Below are 16,889 nucleotides of genomic sequence, written 5' to 3'. Positions count from 1 at the left end.
GCGTCGGAACACGCGATGAAGATGGCAGGCATTGCCGCCGCCGGGGTTGTCCTTGCGGCGGGAATGCTTAGGTTTCGGGTCATGGAGAATCGACAATCCGTGCCGGCCGGCCGCCAGACGGCGGGATCCGGGCATAGCGTTGCCTCGGGTCTGCCAAGCCGGCTCGCCGGGCTGTGCGTGTTCCTCGATATAGACGGCACGCTGCTTGACCTTGCGCAGACGCCCGACGCCGTCGTCGTGCCGAACGGCCTCGATGCCGACCTCGCCGGGCTGGCTGCCCGTGTCGGCGGCGCGCTGGCCCTGGTCACCGGTCGACCGGTCGATTTCGTTGAGACGCTGTTCCCCGGGCACGGGTTTTTCGTTGCCGGTCTGCACGGTGCCGAGATCCGCACGCCCGGTTCCGTCGAGCCGGCTTTTGCCCTCGGTGTTCGACGTTTCGAGGAGGCGAAGACCCGCATCGCGGAAGCGGCGCGCAACTGGCCGGGCGTTCTGGTGGAAGACAAGGGCATCGCCGTCGCGCTGCACTACCGGCTGTCGCCGGCCAGCGAGGCGGCCGTAAACGCGCTCATGACCGAAATCCAGCGATCCGTTCCTGGTTGGGAGCTTCAGCCAGGCAAGTGCGTGCTCGAACTGAGGCCGGCGGGTCGCGACAAAGGGGGCGCCCTCAAGGCTTTCATGGAACACGCGCCCTTCATCGGGCGTTTGCCGCTCGCCATCGGCGACGACGTGACGGACGAGGCGATGTTCCGGGCGGCCAACGATGCGGGCGGTCTCTCCGTCCGTGTAGCGGGGGCCGGATTTCCGACCGCCGCGCGCGGGCATGTTGCGAGCCCAGCCGCATTGCGGGCCTGGATCGCGGCGCAGAGTCGGGAAGGGGATCGGGAATGACGCAGCCATCGTCGCTGGACCTGGGCGTGATCGGCAATGCCGCGGTCGCGGCCCTGATCGATCGTGATGCCCGACTTATCTGGATGTGCACACCCCGCATGGACGGCGACCCGATCTTCTGCCGGCTGCTGAAGGGCGAGGGCGACGAGGCGGCAGGAGGCGCGTGGTCGATCACGATCGATGACTGCGTCTCTTCGCAGCAGGCCTATCTTCGCAATACCGCGATACTCGAGACGACGCTCACGGACAAGGACGGCAATACGCTGCGGATCCGCGATTTCGCGCCACGTTTCAAGCGGGCCGGGCGCATCTTCCGTCCCGTTGCGGTCACACGGATCATCGAGCCGATATCGGGCACGCCACGGGTGACCGTGGCTGTCGATCCGCTCCATGACTACGGCGCTCGTGTGCCGGAGACCACGCGCGGCTCGAGCCATGTTCGCTTCCTGCTCGGCAGCCAGGTCCTGCGCCTCACCACGGATGCCCCTGTCGACTTCATCCTGCGCCGGACGCCGTTCGTGGTCGACCGTCCCTATGCTTTCGTTCTCGGTCCCGACGAGACGCTTACCACAGCGCCCGCGGCGGCCGCACAGCATTCGCTGGAGAAAACGCGCGAATACTGGGTGGAATGGGTCCGCTATCTGTCGCTCCCTGTCGACTGGCAGGATGTCGTCATCAGGTCCGCCATCACGCTGAAACTCTGCTCGAACGAGGAATCGGGCGCCATCATGGCGGCGCTGACGACGTCGATTCCCGAATATGGCGAAAGCGGCCGTACCTGGGATTATCGCTTCTGCTGGCTGCGCGACGCGTTCTTCACCGTGAAGGCGCTCAATGCGCTCGGCGCGACCAAGACGATGGAGGATTATCTGGCCTATGTCGTCAATGTCGTTGCCGGTTCGTCCGACGGCTATCTCCAGCCCCTGTTCGGCATCGGTCTGGAGCGGCATGTGGACGAACGTGTGCTCGGGTCGTTGGCCGGCTATCGCAACCTCGGTCCGGTGAGGAGCGGCAACGCCGCCTACACGCAGGTTCAGAACGACGGCTATGGCTCGGTGATCCTGGCAACCGCGCAGTGCTTCTTCGACGAGCGCCTGCCTGACATGGGAGGCGCGGCCTTGTTCCGTCGCCTCGAACCGCTCGGCGAGCAGGCTGTCCGCCGCTGGGACCAGCCGGATGCAGGAATATGGGAGTTCCGGACGCGCAATGGCGTGCACACCCATTCCAGCCTGATGTGCTGGGCCGCCTGCGATCGTCTCGCCAAGATCGCGGGCAAGCTCGGGCTCGCCGAACGGGCGGCCTATTGGCGCGGCCATGCCGAAACGATCCGCAAGGGGCTCCTCGATCGCGCCTGGAACGAGAAACTCGGGCATTTCACCTCGACCTTTGGCGGCGCCGATCTCGACGCCAGCCTGCTTCTGTTTCCGGAAATAGGGATCGTTCAGGCCGACGACCCTCGCTTCGTGGCGACGCTTGAGGCGATCGAGAAGCATCTGCGTTTCGGCAACCATCTCTATCGCTACCGGGCTCCTGACGATTTCGGCGAACCCGAGACCGCTTTCACCGCCTGCACTTTCTGGCTGATCGACGCCTTGGCGCGCGCCGGCAGGGATCACGATGCACGCGACATTTTCGCCGATGTCTTGGAGCGGCGGAACCATCTCGGGCTGCTCTCCGAAGGGCTGCATGTTGATACCGGCGAGCTGTGGGGGAATTTTCCGCAGACCTATTCGATGGTCGGCCTGATCAATGCCGCGATGCGTCTGTCGCGTCGCTGGGAGGAAGTGCTTTGAGTCGTCTTGTCGTCGTATCGAACAGGGTCGCCACGCCCGCTGCCGGCGCGGCCCAGGCGGGCGGCCTGGCAGTCGCCATGCGCGCCGCGCTGGCCGAGCACGGCGGCGTATGGACAGGGTGGTCGGGCAAGTCGAGCGGCGAGCACGAGCCCGGAAAGCCCTTCCTTCGCGAGGAGGGCCGCATCACCTATGCGCTGACCGATCTCAGCCAGACCGACATCGACGAATACTACACCGGTTTTGCCAACAGCGTTTTGTGGCCGCTCTGCCACTATCGGCTCGACCTGACTGACTATGCGCGCAAGGACATGGCCGGCTATTTCCGCGTGAACCGCTTTTTTGCCCAGCAGCTCGCGCAACTCTTGCAACCCGACGACCTCATCTGGGTGCAGGACTATCACCTGATCCCGATGGCCGCCGAATTGCGCCGCATGGGCGTTACCAATCGTGTGGGATTCTTCCTCCATATCCCCTGGCCTCCGCCCGACGTGTTCTTCACCGTACCGGTTTACGAGACGCTGCTCCGAGGCCTGACTGCCTACGACGTGGTCGGCTTCCAGACCCGGTTCGACGCCGACAATTTTGCGAGCTGCCTTGAGCGCGAGGGCATCGCCCGCAATCTCGGCGAGGGCTGGTTCGATATCCCGGGACATAGATTTCGGGTCGGCGTGTACCCGATCAGCATCGACACCAAGGGTTTTGCCGAGCTTTCGAGCAAGGCGACGCAGAAGGCTTCGTTTCGTCGCATGGAAGAGAGCTTCCGAGAGCGCGAGGTGATCGTCGGCGTCGACAGGCTCGACTATTCCAAGGGCCTCACCCACAGGATCGAGGCCTTCGATCGGTTCATCACCGACAATCCGGCCTATCTCGGGCGAGCGACTTTGCTTCAGATCACGCCCAAATCCCGCTCCGAAGTCCCGCAATACGCCGCCATGCAGCGGCAGGTCGCCGAACTCGCCGGCAGGGTCAATGGCCAGCATGGGACATTGGAATGGGTGCCGATACGCTATGTGAACCGGTCTATCGGCCAGGCGACGCTGGCAGGCATCTACCGCGTTGCGCCGGTCGGCCTGGTCACGCCGCTTCGGGACGGCATGAACCTCGTCGCCAAGGAATATGTCGCCGCGCAGGATCCCGAGGACCCCGGCGTGCTCGTGCTGTCGCGCTTTTCCGGCGCCGCCCGCGAGCTCGATGGGGCGATCCTCGTCAATCCCTACGATACCGAGGCCGTCGCCAACGCCATCGCCAAGGCGCTTTCCATGCCGGTGGAAGCGCGGCGGGAGCGCTGGCAGCAGATGATGCCCCGCCTGCTCGAGAACGATATTTCCAAATGGTGTAGCGATTTCCTGGCGGCGCTGCGCGGCGGCTGATCCAGCCTCTCGTCAGGCCACGCGCCGTCCGGCCGAATTCAGGTTCCTCGCCCGACTGACGAGTCATGGCCAGCGCGTTGCGTGACGTGCCGCAGGCAGGATTCTGATAGATCGTGACGGCTATCGGGCGAGGCGGTCCTTGCAGTTGGATCGACGGGGAACACTCCTCATTGGGACCGGTCATCCTTGCCCGGCAAAGGCCAGGGAGTGAAACGGTTCACCACAAGGCCGATACCGACACCGATGATCCCGCCGAAGGCCTTGACCACGGCGTCGTCGAGCCGTGCATGCCGATCGGGCGTCAGCATCTGCATCGCCTCGAAACCGAACGCGGCGACCGTCACGATGGCCAGCGCAAATGGCCAGGCGCGGCGGTAGCCGAGGCAGAACAGGATGCCGAGCAGGATAAAGGCGGCCATCCGGTCCAAGGACGGTCCGGACGCCAGATGCGGCCGCTCCTCGATCGGCGAAACGGTCGCCAGGAAAATGGCCAGCAATATGGCCCAGGCAAGGGTGCGAATCGCTATCTTGAGCACGGTCTATGTCTAGCCCATCGGTGTTGGAGGCGCGAGACGACCTGCTTGCTTCGCAATGCCACGGTGTCGGACCACTATTCCGCACAGCTGCGAAGGCCCTGTGGGGGGCGCTGAAGTCGATGGGAAACGGGAAACGCCAAGTTTTTGATTTTTCTGGTCGGAGTGGCAGGATTTGAACCTGCGACCCCATCGTCCCGAACGATGTGCGCTACCAGACTGCGCTACACTCCGTGACCAGACGGGCGGGCTTATAGCTGCCGCAGATCGTTCCTGCAAGCGTCAAGGACATCTTTCCCACACCGTCGGCTCACCTTTTTTCGGCCACGCGGAAGACGTCGTTCCGATCGGGCGGCCGGTCGCCCGGAGGTGAGAATGCCTGGTATACCTGCTTCATGCGCCCTTAACCGCGCCATGCTAGGGCTGCATGCTTCGAAGCCGTTGGCTGATGCTCGCTCCGGCGAGCGGCCGAGAGGATGGGCATGGCGGAACGCATAACCAGTTTCGTGATGAGCGGGGGGATCGGCTCACGCCTCTGGCCGCTGTCGCGTGAGGACAACCCCAAGCAGTTCCACGATCTTTCCGGCAATGGCTCGATGCTGTCCAAGACGTTGCAGCGTCTGAAAGCCAGGCGGGAGGGCGAGACACCGATCTTCCTCATCGCCTCGGAGCGCCATGCCGAGCGCGTGCTCGGCGACCTCGAAGGGATCGACCTGGCCGGCGGTGGCGCGATCTTCGAACCGGCCGGACGCAATACGGCGGCTGCCGTTGCGATTGCGGCTCTGCATGTGCTCACCCTCTACGAGGACGGGCTGGTGCTGGTCGCCCCGTCCGACCACGAGATTTCCACAGACGAGCAGTTCTGGCGGACGGTCGAGCGCGGCGTGGCGGCGGCCCAGGCCGGTCGTCTCGTCGTCTTCGGCATCAGGCCGACCCAGCCCGAGACGGGTTACGGCTATATCGAAGCCTCCGAGACTTCAGACGCCGGTGTCGCCGACGTCCTGCGCTTCGTCGAAAAGCCCGACCTCGATCGTGCGAAGGCCTACCTGGCCGCCGGCAACTTCTTCTGGAACACCGGCATGTTCCTCTTCCGGGCGAGCACGATGCGGGATGCCTTCCTGCAATTGCGGCCGGAGATCTGGCAAGCGTGCGAAGCCGCATATCTGAAGTCGGCGAGCGACCTGTCCGGGCTCTATTTGCCGCTCGACCTCTACCTTCAGGTTCCGTCGATCTCCATCGATTATGCGATCGCGGAGCGCCTGCCTGACATCGCCATGGTGCCGGCGAGCTTCCGTTGGAACGACCTCGGTTCCTGGCAATCGCTGCTCGATGCCGGACTCTCTGACAAGGACGGCAATGTGGTCGTCGGCGACGTCGTGGCGATCGACTGCGCAAATTCCTACCTCCGCAGCGAGGGCAGGCTGCTGTCGGTGATCGGGCTGCACGACGTGGCCGTGGTCTCGACATCGGATGCGACCTTCGTCGCGCCGGTGAGCTACAGCCAGAACGTCAAGAAGATTGTCGAGCAGCTCGAGCGGAGCGGCCGGCTCGAAACCAGATACACGCCCGCGACGGATCGCGTTCTCGAACCCGGCGCCTGGCGCACGCGGGTGCATCACTGGCTGTTCGAGGAAACACTACCGCTCTGGTCGACATCGGGCGTAGACGATCGCCATGGCGGGTTCCATGAGGCATTGGCCTTCGACGGGACGCCGCTGGTCAGGACCAAACGCATGCGCACCATGGCGCGGCAGATCTATGCCTTCGCCGTGGCCAAGGAGCGGGGCTGGACCGGTCCGGCCGACCGGCTAGTCGCGCATGGCATCGACTTCATTTCGAGACATGGCCGCAGCGATGATGGCGGCTGGTTCCGGGCGCTGAACATCGACGGTTCGGTTGCCGACGCGACCGAGGACGCCTATGACCATGCCTGCGTGCTTTTGGCGCTCGCCCATGCGCACCGCGTCGGTCATCCGGACGCCCGCCGCCTCGGAGCGGAAACCTTCCGCTTCCTCGACGACCATCTGGAGGATGTGCGCCTCACCGGTTTCCGCGAGACGCGCCAGGGCGAGAGCCTGCGGAGGACCAACCCGCATATGCATCTTCTGGAGGCGTTCCTTGCCTGGTACGGGGCGACCGGAGAGCGGGTCTATCTCAGGCGCGCCGTCCGCATCATCGACCTCTTCAGGTCGAGCTTCTTCGATGCGGAAAGCTGGACGCTCGGCGAATATTTCGACGACGCCTGGAAGCCGGCGCATGGCGAAATGGGAGACTGGACGGAGCCGGGCCACCATTTCGAATGGGCATCATTGCTTGTCGATTTCGCCAAGGCGAGCGGCCAGGCGGACCTCGTCGGTTTCGCGCGCAAGCTTTATGCGTCGGCGGTCGCCAACGGGCTGAACCGTGCGACCGGCCTTGCCTATGCCGCTGTGTCGCGCCAGGGGATTCCCCTCGAAGGCGTGTCGCGCAGTTGGCCGCAGACCGAGGTGATCAAGGCCGCGATCGCTCTCGACGGTACCGGCGGCCCGGACATGAAGCCGGAGATCGAGGCGCGGGTCAGGCGCCTTTTCCGCTGGCACATCGACCCCGCGCCGTTGGGCCTGTGGATAGACCGGATCGACGAGAAAGGCCGCTCGCTCGCGGCGGATGTTCCGGCCAGCATCTTCTATCATATGGTCTGCGCGCTGATGCAGTATCTGGACGCGACCGCGGACGCCGGCGATCGATAGGATCCGACAACGGAGCGCACGGCTGCAGTCGCGTGGATTTTCGGCATCAGGCCCGTTGGCATGAAACGGGTCAATAGGGGCTGACCACGTCCCCGGTCTCCACATAGACCGATTTGAGCTGCGAGTAGTGATGAAGCGCTGCGAGCGAGTTTTCGCGGCCGATGCCTGACCGCTTGGCGCCGCCGAAGGGGATCTCCGCCGGCGCCAGATTGTAGTGGTTGATCCAGCAGCTCCCGGCCTGCAGATCGGCGATCACCCGGTGCGCGCGCGGCAGGTCGCGGGTGAAGACGCCGGCCGAGAGGCCGAACTCGGTGTCGTTGGCGCGGGCGACCACCTCGTCCTCCTCGGCGAAGGTCAGCACGCTCATGACCGGGCCGAAGATCTCTTCGCGGGCGATGCGCATGCCGTCCGTGACGCCGGTGAAGATCGTCGGCTCGACGAAGAAGCCGCCCTCGAAACCCTGCAGCGAAGGTACGTTGCCGCCGTAATGCAGCACCGCGCCCTCGTCCTTGCCGATCGCGATGTAGCCGGTCACCTTCTCGTGCTGGGCCTTGCTGATCAGCGGCCCCATCTGCGTGTCCGGGTCGAGCGGATCGCCGATGCGGATCGCCTTGGTGCGTTCCGTCAGCCGGTCGAGGAAGCGCTCATAAATGCCGTTCTGGACGAAGACGCGGGTGCCGTTGGAGCAGACCTGGCCGGTCGAATAGAAATTGCCGAGCATGGCGCCGCCGACTGCGTTCTCGACATCGGCGTCGTCGAAGACGATGAGCGGAGACTTGCCGCCGAGCTCCATCGTCGCATGCTTCATCAGCGAACCGGCGAGCGCCAGCACCTTCTTGCCGGTCGGCACCGAGCCGGTGAGCGACACTTTCGCCACCACGGGATGGGAGGCGAGGGCGGCGCCGACGTCGCCATAGCCTTGCACCACGTTGAACAGCCCGTCGGGCAGCCCGGCTTCGGTGTAGATCTCGGCCAGGGCGAGCGCCGACAGCGGCGTGTTCTCCGAAGGCTTGAACACCATTGCGTTGCCCATGGCGAGCGCCGGCGCCGACTTCCAGCCGGCGCCCTGGATCGGATAGTTCCAGGCGCCGATGCCGACGCAGACGCCCAGCGCCTCGCGCCGCGTATAGGCGAAGGGCCCGCCGAGATCGACATAGTCTCCGTTGAAGGAGGCGACCGCGCCGCCGAAGAATTCGAGCGCGTCGGCGGCCGAGGCCGGATCGGCCACGAGCGTCTCCTGGATCGCCTTGCCCGTGTCCAGCGTCTCCAGTCGCGCCAACTCCGCATTGCGGGCGCGCAATATGTCTGCGGCGCGGCGCAGGATGCGGCCCCTGTCTGCCGGCTTCATGCGCGCCCAGGCCGGCTGCGCGGCGCGGGCTGCCTCGATCGCCAGTTCCACGATGTTGCTCGTCGCGGAACGGAGCGTCGCGATCGTTTCGCCGGTCGCCGGGTAAATCACCGGAAGCGCTGTACCATGGTCGTCGTCGACATAGCGGCCGTTGATGTAGTGCGATGCGGTTGGCTGCGCCTTCATGGTCGCCTTTCCCTGGATGGTCTGCCTGTCGCTGCCGGCGCTCGGTTGCCCGATCATGGCCTATCGGTCCGAAACCTGCCAGCGCGGATTGATCCACGGCTCCTGGTTCGAGGGCGCGAGCGGGGTCTTGCCGAGGATATGATCGGCCGCCTTCTCGCCCGTCATGATCGACGGGGCGTTGAGGTTGCCGTTGGTGATGCGCGGGAAGATGGAGGAATCGGCGACCCGCAATCCGTCGACGCCGATCACCCGGCATTCGGGATCGACCACCGCCAGCCGATCGTCGGCCTGGCCCATGCGGCAGGTTCCGCATGGATGATAGGCGCTTTCGGCATGGGCGCGGATGAAGTCGTCGAGATCAGCGTCGGTTTGGACGTGGCTTCCCGGAGAAATCTCCCGCCCGCGATAGGGGTCGAAGGCCGGCTGGCCGAAGATCTCGCGCGTGAGACGGATGCAGTGGCGGAAGTCGGTCCAGTCGTCCTCATGCGACATGTAGTTGAACCGGATCACAGGCTTGTCTTTCGGATCGTTGGAGCGCAGCGTCACCGAGCCGCGGGACTTCGACCGCATCGGGCCGACATGGGCCTGGAAGCCGTGCGAATTGGCTGCCGCCTTGCCGTCGTAGCGTATGGCGGCAGGCAGGAAGTGATACTGGATGTCGGGGTAGTCGACACCTGGCCGCGAGCGCAGGAAGGCGGCGGATTCGAAGTGGTTGGTGGCGCCGAGACCGGTCTTGAAGAATAGCCACTCAGCACCGATCATCGCCTTGGAGAACAGGTTGAGCTTCGAATGGAGCGTTATCGGCTGGACCGATTCCTGCTGGATGTAGAGCTCCATATGGTCCTGCAGATTAGCGCCGACGCCGGGCCGGTCGGCCACCACGTCGATACCGTTCTCGCGAAGATGGGCGGCCGGTCCGATACCCGACAGCATCAGGATTTTCGGTGAATTGATCGAGGAGGCGGCGACGATCACCTCACGTCGTGCCTTAACCACTTGAATCTGATCGCGAAGCAAAAGCTCCACGCCGACGGCGCGTTGATTCTCGATCACCACGCGCCGGGCCAAGCCATTGACGAGACTCACATTCTTCCGCTTCAGAGCTGGCCTGAGATAGGCATTTGCGGTGGACCAGCGCCGCCCGAGATGGATCGTCTGCTCCATCCGGCCAAAACCTTCCTGCTTCGAACCGTTGTAGTCCTCGGTCGTCTCGAAGCCCGCCTGGCGGCCCGCCTCGACGAAGGCTTTGAACAGCGGGTTCCACTGGCTGCCGGGGCGGACATGGAGCGGACCGTCGGTGCCGCGCCAGCCGTCCTCGCCACCATGCGAGTGCTCCATGCGCTTGAAATAGGGAAGCACGTCGGCGAAGGCCCAGCCGTTGGCGCCCTGCTCGGCCCAATGGTCGAAATCGCGGGCGTGCCCGCGCACATAGACCATACCGTTGATGGAGGATGAGCCGCCCATGACCTTGCCGCGCGGCGTCGCCAGGACGCGCCCGCCCAGATGCGGTTCGGCCTCCGTCTGGAAACCCCAGTCGTAGAGGCTCATATTCATCGGGAAGGACAGGGCGGCCGGCATCTGGATGAGCGGGCCGAAATCTGTGCCGCCATGCTCGATGACGATCACGCTGTTGTTGCCGTCCTCCGAAAGGCGATAGGCAAGGGCGGCACCGGCCGAGCCCGAGCCGACGATGACGAAATCGGCCTCAAGCATCGGCGACGTGCTTCATGAAATCGGCGAGTGAGACATTGCCGCCGGTGGCAACAACGAGAACGGTCTTACCTGATACGTCTACCCCGCCCTCCAGCAGGCCCCCAAGCGACGCCGCACCCGACGGCTCCAGCACCAGCTTCATGCGCTCGAAGGCGATCTTCATGGCGCGGCGGACCGCGGCGTCCGACACCGCCAGTCCCTCGACACCCGCCGCCTTGACGGCCGCGAAGGGCGCCACGCCGGGACGCCGGGCCATCAGCCCGTCGCAGATCGATGCCGGCCCGAGCGGCATCGTCTCGATGGCGCCATGGGCGAGCGACGTGCCCATGCCGTTGAAGCCTTCGGGCTCGACGCCGATGACCCGCGTCTGCGGCGACAGATAGTGGAAGGCGAGCGAGACGCCGCCGATCAGCCCGCCGCCGCCCACCGCGCAGAACAGCAGATCGGCCTTGGCGTCCTTGGCGGCGAGCTGGTCGAGTGCCTCCAGCCCGGCACCGGCCTGCCCGGCGACGATCTCGATGTCGTCGAAGGGATGAAGCAACGCGAAACCTTCGTCGGCGGCGATCTGGCGCGCACGTTCGGAGGCGACTTCCTCGCGGGCTCGCGTCCCGTGGTCGGAGAGCACCACGCGCGCGCCATAGCCTGCGGTCGCGTCGCGCTTGGCGGCAGGCGCGTCGATCGGCATGACAATGGTGACCGGGATGCCGAGCGCTTCGCCCGCCGCCGCAAGGCCCTGCGCGAAATTGCCGGAGGAATAGGCGACCACGCCGCGCTTGGCCTCCTCCGGCGAGAGCTGCTTCAGCCGCCAATAGGCGCCGCGGACCTTGAAGGACCCGGCCCACTGCAGCGATTCCGGTTTGACGAAGACACGCGCCGCGCCGGTGGCGCGAGCAAGTGCTGCGGATTCCAAAAGCGGCGTGATCTGAGTCGCGCGGCTGGTGACGGTATAGGCCCGCTTCAAATGGGCGAGGTCGGGGACGGTTGGGGTCATCATTCTCCTCGCGGGAAACGCTTGCTGTCTTCGAGCTCGTTGAGATCCATATGGTTGCGCATGTAGCGCTCCGCCGCATTCTGCCGCGGCTCATACTCCCATGCGTGATAGGCGCCGTTGCGCAGCGCCGGATAGACGATCCAGCGGCGCGCCTGGCTTTCGCGAACCGCCTTGTCGAAAGCCGCCATGTCCCAGCGACCCCGCACCTGCTGCATGAATTCCGCCACCAGCGCGCCATGTTCCGGCCAGGTCGCCAGATTGTCGAGCTCGCGCGGATCCGATTCCAGATCAAAGAGTTGCGGCGGATCGATCTCGCAATGGACGAACTTGTACCGTCCGTCCCGGATGGCGACGAGCGGCGCATAGCTGCCCTCAGCGGCATACTCCATCAGCACGGGTGCAGTGCGCGTGCCGCCGGCGATCAGCGGCAGCAGGGATTGACCATCGGTCCACGGCGCGACGCTGTCGGGATCGATCCCGGCGAGCTCGCAGAGCGTGGAGGCGATGTCGAGATTGGAGACCGGGGCGTCGATCCGGTCCGGCGTCACGCCGGGCCCGGCGAGCATCAGCGGGACCCTGACCGAGCCCTCGTAGAAGCACATCTTGAACCACAGGCCGCGCTCGCCCAGCATGTCGCCATGGTCGGAGCAGAACAGGATGATCGTATCGTCGCGCATCCCGGTGGCTTCGAGAACGCCGATCAGCTCGCCGACCTTGTCGTCGAGGTAGGAGATGCTGGCGAAATAGCCGCGTCGCGCGCGCCTGATCTGTTCCCGCCGGATGTCGAAGCTCGCATAGTCACTGGCGAGGTAGAGACGCTGCGAGTGCGGGTCCTGGTCTTCGGCGGGGATGAAGCCGACCTCGGGCTCCAGAGCCGGGCAATCCTCATAGAGGTCCCAATATCTGCGCCGGGCGACATAGGGGTCGTGCGGATGGGTGAAGGAGACCGTGAGGCACCATGGTTGGCGGTCGGGAGCATCCGAGACGCGCGCCAGTCGGTAGAGTTTCTGGATAGCGTGAAAGGCGACCTCGTCGTCATACTCCATCTGGTTGGTGGTCTCGGCGACGCCTGCGCCGCTGACGGAGCCGAGATTGTGATACCACCAGTCGATGCGCTCGCCCGGGTTCCGATAGTCGGGCGTCCAGCCGAAGTCGGCCGGGTAGATGTCCGTCGTCAGCCTCTCCTCGAAACCGTGAAGTTGATCTGGCCCGACGAAATGCATCTTGCCGGACAGGCAGGTGTGATAGCCGGCGCCGCGCAGGTGGTGCGCGAAGGTCGGGATGTCGGAGGCGAATTCGGCCGCGTTGTCGTAGACGCCCGTTCGCGCGGGCAATTGCCCGGTCATGAAGGAGGCACGGCCGGGCGCGCAGAGCGGCGAGGCTGTATAGGCATTTGCGAAACGCGCCGACCGGGCGGCCAGCGCCTTGAGATGCGGAGCATGGAGAAAGTCTGCAGGGCCGTCCGGAAACAGAGTCCCGTTCAACTGGTCTACCATGATGATGAGGATATCGGGCCGTCTGGTCATGGCTGCTTCCGCTGATTTATCCTGGCCGCGAGAAACTCCTCGACCAGTGCTATAGCGTTGCCGGCATCCGGCGGGCCGTCGCGCAGCGCGCGGCGGATGTAGAAACCATCGATGAGGGCGGCCGTGGATTCGGCCGTGCGCTCCGCCTCGTTGCGCGGCAACAGGCGGCCGAGCCCGGTCATCAGGTTGGAGTGCAGCCGGCGCGCATAGACGCGCAGCAGGCGGCGCAGTTCCGGCGAGTGCTGGGCGGCCACGTAGAAGGTCAGCCAGGCGGCGACCGTCTCGGGTTGGAACTGGGTCGGGGAGAAGTTGACCCTCACCACCGCCGACACGCGCGAGCGGGCATCGGGCGCCGTCGCAAGTGCCGCACGCAGGTCGCGGCCGAGTTCGGCCAGCAGATGACGCATCGTGGCGTGCAACAGGTCGCCCTTGGCGCCGAAATAGTGATGCGCGAGCGCCGGAGACACGCCGGCGCGGCCGGCGATCTCGGACATGGTCACGTCGAGCGAACCGCGTTCGCCGATCGCCGAAATCGTCGCATCGATGAGCGCGCGCCGACGCAGGGGTTCCATTCCGACCTTCGGCAAGTGAGCATCCTCCTGTGTTGCACAGGCTATTTTTTATTGATGCATCAATCAACAAAAAACCGATATCGCCTTCGAACCGGTTCGGCTCTTTACGTCCTCTGGTATTTCGTTCACTCTTGAACAATATATTGACTATGCCGGGGCGTGTGACTCCGTGCTAGGCTCATATCAAGGATGGAGAATTCCGATGACGGCATGCATCGTTGGCTGGGCGCATTCGCGTTTCGGCAAGCTCGAAGGCGAGACTCTCGAGAACCTCATCGTGACGGTAGCCAATCAGGCGCTCGAACATGCCGGTATCGGCCCCGAGGACGTCGACGAGATCGTGCTCGGTCACTTCAACGCTGGCTTCTCAGCCCAGGACTTCACGGCAAGCCTGGTGCTCCAGGCTGACGACAGGCTGCGCTTCAAACCGGCAACGCGCGTCGAGAATGCCTGCGCCACCGGCTCCGCGGCCGTGCGGCAGGGCATACGCGCGGTCGATGCCGGCGCGGCGCGGATCGTGCTCGTGGTCGGCGCCGAGCAGATGACGACCACGTCAGGACCCGAAGTCGGGCGCAACCTGCTGCGCGCTTCCTACCTTCCCGAGGACGGCGATACCCCGGCCGGTTTCGCCGGTGTCTTCGGCAAGATCGCCCAGGCCTATTTCCAGCGCTACGGCGACCAGTCCGATGCCCTGGCGACGATCGCCGCTAAGAACCACCGGAACGGCGTCGACAACCCCTATGCCCAGATGCGCAAGGATTTCGGCTTCGACTTCTGCCGCCAGGAAAGCGAGAAGAACCCCTTCGTCGCGGGGCCGTTGAAGCGGACCGACTGCTCGCTGGTATCGGACGGCGCGGCCGCGCTCGTCTTGACCGATGCGACCACGGCGCTGTCGATGCGCCGGGCCGTCGCGTTCCGCGCCAACGAGCATGTGCAGGACTTCCTGCCGATGTCGAAGCGCGACATCCTCTCGTTCGAGGGCTGCGAGCAGGCCTGGGCGCGGGCGCTGAAGAAGGCCGGCGTCACGCTTGACGACCTGTCCTTTGTCGAGACGCACGACTGTTTCACCATTGCCGAGCTCATCGAGTATGAGGCAATGGGTCTGGCCAAGCGGGGCGAGGGCGCCAAGGCGGCGCTCGAAGGCATCACCGCCAAGGACGGCAAACTTCCCGTCAATCCGTCGGGCGGGCTGAAGGCCAAGGGTCATCCGATCGGCGCGACCGGCGTTTCGATGCATGTGCTGAGCGCCATGCAACTCGCCGGCGAGGCCGGCGGCATCCAGATACCGGGCGCGAAGCTCGGCGGCATCTTCAACATGGGCGGTGCCGCGGTCGCCAATTACGTGTCGATCCTGGATCGGATCAGATGAAGCAATCGGCCGTCGTCACCGGAGGCGCTTCGGGCATCGGACTTGCCGTCGCCGAACGTCTCCTTGACGATGGCTGGCCCGTGGCGGTGCTTGACGCCGACCTGGAGGCCCTTGCCCGGGCGGAAGAGGCGTTATCGGGCGAGAATGCCATCTTTCTGGCGGCTGACGTCACCGACGAGGACGATGTCGCGGAGTCCTTCGACGAAGTCGTCGACAGGCTCGGTCTGATCGGCGGCCTCGTCAATTCCGCCGGCATTGCCTGCAATCTTTCGGCCGAAGAGACAAGTGCGGAGCGTTTCCGGGAAGTCCTCGACGTCAATCTGGTCGGTTCCTTCATCACTGCCAAGGCCGGGCTGGAGCGGATGGGCGCTTCGCTTTCGATCGTCAATCTCACGTCGGTATCAGGCCTGCGCGCCAATCGCGGCCGTGTCGCCTATGGAGCATCCAAGGCCGGCGTGAAGCTGATGACGGAAGTGCTGGCGCTGGAATTCGGCAATCGGGCCGTTCGGGTGAACTGCGTTGCCCCAGGCGCGATCCAGACGCCGATGATCACCCGGTTGCATACGCCCGAGGCGCGGCGGCAGTGGCTCGGCCGCGTGCCGCAGGCCCGCTACGGAGAGCCCGAGGAAGTGGCGGCGGCGATAGCTTTCCTGCTTTCGCCGGAGGCGAGCTACATCAACGGCCACACGCTTGCCGTCGACGGCGGATTCCTTGCTGCCGGCCTCATAGAGGAGGGCTAGAGAGGGATTGGATAAGGCTGCCTGTCTGCCGGTGGGTCTTTGGCGTTGGTAACAAAAGGGCATGAGCTGATGAAGACACGCAAGATTGGATCGGACCTCGCCGTTTCGGCAGTCGGGCTCGGCTGCATGGGCATGAGCCACGCCTATGGTGGTCAGGACGAGGCGGAATCCATCCGCACGCTGCACCGGGCCGTCGAGCTCGGGGTCACCTTCTTCGACACCGCCGAGGTCTACGGTCCGTTCGAGAACGAAATCCTCGTCGGCAAGGCATTGAAGGCCTATAGGGACAAGGTGGTGATCGCCACCAAATTCGGCTTCCGGATCGACGCCGGCAAGCAAGGCGTCAACGCCATGTCCGGCGTCGACAGCCGGCCGGATCATGTCCGCGAGGTGGCCGAGGCGTCGTTGAAACGGCTCGGGGTCGACGCGATCGACCTTTTCTACCAGCACCGCGTCGACCCGCAGGTGCCGATCGAGGATACCGTCGGCGCGATGGCGGATCTTGTGAAGGAAGGCAAGGTGCGCGCCCTCGGCCTTTCCGAGGCGGGAGCCGATATCATCCGCCGGGCCCATGCCGTCCATCCGATTTCCGCTCTCCAGAGCGAATATTCGCTATGGACCCGCGATCCGGAAGGCGAGATCCTCGACACCTGCCGTGAATTGGGTATCGGCTTTGTGCCGTTCAGCCCCCTTGGGCGAGGCTTCCTGACGGGCAAGATTCAGAAGCCGGAAGATTTCGGCCCCGACGATTTCCGCCGGACGCTTCCCCGCTTCAGTCCCGAGAACATGGCCGGAAACGCCTCCCTTGTGAGAATGCTGGAGGAGATGGCGACGGAAAAGGGTGTGACCGCCGCACAGCTCGCACTTGCCTGGGTCGTCAACCAGGGAGATTTCATCGTGCCCATCCCGGGGGCACGGAAGATCGCGCATCTCGAGCAGAACGTCGCTGCCGCGGACATTGCGCTTACGCTGGAAGAGCTCAAGACGCTCGGCGACATGCTGGCACCGGAAAAGTTCGCTGGCACGCGCTATGGTTCTGCCGGCGCCTGGGTGACCAAGCGGTGAATTGCGGAATTCTGGCTGGCTCCCTTCCGCTCGGAAGCCGGACCTGATACCAGCTCGCCGAATTAC

Annotated in this window: 13 protein-coding genes, 1 tRNA gene and 1 pseudogene; 7 read left to right on the top strand and 8 right to left on the bottom strand. The window is 64.9% G+C overall.

Annotated features, from left to right (window positions below; all coding sequences use genetic code 11):
- The first annotated feature begins 15 nt into the window (after positions 1-15).
- From otsB to otsA, 3 genes are read left to right on the top strand one after another with little or no spacing between them, the layout of a single operon-like run.
- Entirely contained in the window at positions 16-888 is an 873-nt protein-coding gene (otsB, locus tag JN280_RS29910; protein WP_244742255.1) for a trehalose-phosphatase, read from the top strand.
- Positions 885-2,681: a glycoside hydrolase family 15 protein gene (locus JN280_RS29905; RefSeq protein WP_202307667.1), complete on the top strand. Its 1,797-nt coding sequence runs from the start codon at positions 885-887 to the stop codon at positions 2,679-2,681. The genes otsB and JN280_RS29905 overlap by 4 nt, the downstream gene beginning before the upstream one ends.
- On the top strand, positions 2,678-4,051 hold the full coding sequence (gene otsA, locus JN280_RS29900) for an alpha,alpha-trehalose-phosphate synthase (UDP-forming) (protein ID WP_202307666.1): 1,374 nt from the start codon (positions 2,678-2,680) through the stop codon (positions 4,049-4,051). The genes JN280_RS29905 and otsA overlap by 4 nt, the downstream gene beginning before the upstream one ends.
- A 37-nt stretch (positions 4,052-4,088) precedes the next feature.
- On the opposite strand, the pseudogene JN280_RS39635 reads toward otsA, so the two are convergent.
- The 3 genes and pseudogenes from JN280_RS39635 to JN280_RS29890 form a co-directional block, all read right to left on the bottom strand.
- A pseudogene (locus JN280_RS39635) lies at positions 4,089-4,175 on the bottom strand (arsenate reductase); the annotation flags it as partial.
- A gap of 43 nt (positions 4,176-4,218) precedes the next feature.
- Entirely contained in the window at positions 4,219-4,587 is a 369-nt protein-coding gene (locus tag JN280_RS29895) for a VanZ family protein (RefSeq protein ID WP_202307665.1), read from the bottom strand.
- Positions 4,588-4,741: 154 nt separating this feature from the next.
- Positions 4,742-4,818 (bottom strand) — tRNA-Pro (locus JN280_RS29890).
- 248 nt (positions 4,819-5,066) lie between these two features.
- On the opposite strand from JN280_RS29890, the gene JN280_RS29885 reads away from it, so the two are divergent.
- Positions 5,067-7,313, top strand: a complete 2,247-nt coding sequence (locus tag JN280_RS29885) for a mannose-1-phosphate guanylyltransferase/mannose-6-phosphate isomerase (protein ID WP_202307664.1) — start codon at positions 5,067-5,069, stop codon at positions 7,311-7,313.
- 70 nt (positions 7,314-7,383) lie between these two features.
- On the opposite strand, the gene betB is transcribed toward JN280_RS29885, so the two are convergent.
- Genes betB through betI form a run of 5 tightly spaced genes read right to left on the bottom strand, consistent with a single transcriptional unit; the run spans position 7,384 to position 13,664 of the window.
- Positions 7,384-8,847 (bottom strand): betaine-aldehyde dehydrogenase, encoded by a 1,464-nt coding sequence (gene betB, locus JN280_RS29880; protein WP_202315110.1) that lies wholly within the window; start codon positions 8,845-8,847, stop codon positions 7,384-7,386.
- 60 nt (positions 8,848-8,907) lie between these two features.
- Positions 8,908-10,560 carry a choline dehydrogenase gene (betA, locus tag JN280_RS29875; protein ID WP_202307663.1) on the bottom strand — a complete coding sequence of 551 codons (1,653 nt, stop codon included), beginning with the start codon at positions 10,558-10,560 and terminating at the stop codon, positions 8,908-8,910.
- Complete coding sequence (locus tag JN280_RS29870; protein WP_202307662.1) at positions 10,553-11,554, bottom strand: threonine/serine dehydratase; 1,002 nt, start codon at positions 11,552-11,554, stop codon at positions 10,553-10,555. The genes betA and JN280_RS29870 overlap by 8 nt, the downstream gene beginning before the upstream one ends.
- Positions 11,551-13,077 (bottom strand): choline-sulfatase, encoded by a 1,527-nt coding sequence (betC, locus tag JN280_RS29865; RefSeq protein WP_202307661.1) that lies wholly within the window; start codon positions 13,075-13,077, stop codon positions 11,551-11,553. Before betC ends, JN280_RS29870 begins: the two co-directional genes overlap by 4 nt.
- Entirely contained in the window at positions 13,074-13,664 is a 591-nt protein-coding gene (gene betI, locus JN280_RS29860; RefSeq protein WP_202307660.1) for a transcriptional regulator BetI, read from the bottom strand. The genes betC and betI overlap by 4 nt, the downstream gene beginning before the upstream one ends.
- 187 nt (positions 13,665-13,851) lie before the next feature.
- Here betI and JN280_RS29855 point away from each other — a divergent pair, with 187 nt between their 5' ends.
- From JN280_RS29855 to JN280_RS29845, 3 genes are all read left to right on the top strand, one after another.
- Positions 13,852-15,018 (top strand): acetyl-CoA acetyltransferase, encoded by a 1,167-nt coding sequence (locus tag JN280_RS29855; protein ID WP_202307659.1) that lies wholly within the window; start codon positions 13,852-13,854, stop codon positions 15,016-15,018.
- Entirely contained in the window at positions 15,015-15,758 is a 744-nt protein-coding gene (locus JN280_RS29850; protein ID WP_202307658.1) for an SDR family NAD(P)-dependent oxidoreductase, read from the top strand. Before JN280_RS29855 ends, JN280_RS29850 begins: the two co-directional genes overlap by 4 nt.
- Before the next feature lie 69 nt (positions 15,759-15,827).
- Positions 15,828-16,823, top strand: a complete 996-nt coding sequence (locus JN280_RS29845) for an aldo/keto reductase (protein ID WP_202307657.1) — start codon at positions 15,828-15,830, stop codon at positions 16,821-16,823.
- The last annotated feature ends 66 nt before the right edge of the window (positions 16,824-16,889 follow it).

The organism is Mesorhizobium sp. L-8-10 (assembly GCF_016756635.1).
Taxonomy (GTDB): domain Bacteria; phylum Pseudomonadota; class Alphaproteobacteria; order Rhizobiales; family Rhizobiaceae.
This window is presented reverse-complemented; position numbering and strand designations above follow the sequence as displayed.

Excerpts from the sequence above, each read along its gene's own strand:
- betB (WP_202315110.1), bottom strand. The coding sequence starts at position 8,847 with ATGAAGGCGCAGCCAACCGCATCGCACTACATCAACGGCCGCTATGTC.
- JN280_RS29855 (WP_202307659.1), top strand. The coding sequence starts at position 13,852 with ATGACGGCATGCATCGTTGGCTGGGCGCATTCGCGTTTCGGCAAGCTC.
- betA (WP_202307663.1), bottom strand. The coding sequence starts at position 10,560 with ATGCTTGAGGCCGATTTCGTCATCGTCGGCTCGGGCTCGGCCGGTGCC.
- JN280_RS29870 (WP_202307662.1), bottom strand. The coding sequence starts at position 11,554 with ATGATGACCCCAACCGTCCCCGACCTCGCCCATTTGAAGCGGGCCTAT.
- JN280_RS29845 (WP_202307657.1), top strand. The coding sequence starts at position 15,828 with ATGAAGACACGCAAGATTGGATCGGACCTCGCCGTTTCGGCAGTCGGG.
- JN280_RS29850 (WP_202307658.1), top strand. The coding sequence starts at position 15,015 with ATGAAGCAATCGGCCGTCGTCACCGGAGGCGCTTCGGGCATCGGACTT.
- betC (WP_202307661.1), bottom strand. The coding sequence starts at position 13,077 with ATGACCAGACGGCCCGATATCCTCATCATCATGGTAGACCAGTTGAAC.
- JN280_RS29905 (WP_202307667.1), top strand. The coding sequence starts at position 885 with ATGACGCAGCCATCGTCGCTGGACCTGGGCGTGATCGGCAATGCCGCG.
- JN280_RS29885 (WP_202307664.1), top strand. The coding sequence starts at position 5,067 with ATGGCGGAACGCATAACCAGTTTCGTGATGAGCGGGGGGATCGGCTCA.
- otsB (WP_244742255.1), top strand. The coding sequence starts at position 16 with ATGAAGATGGCAGGCATTGCCGCCGCCGGGGTTGTCCTTGCGGCGGGA.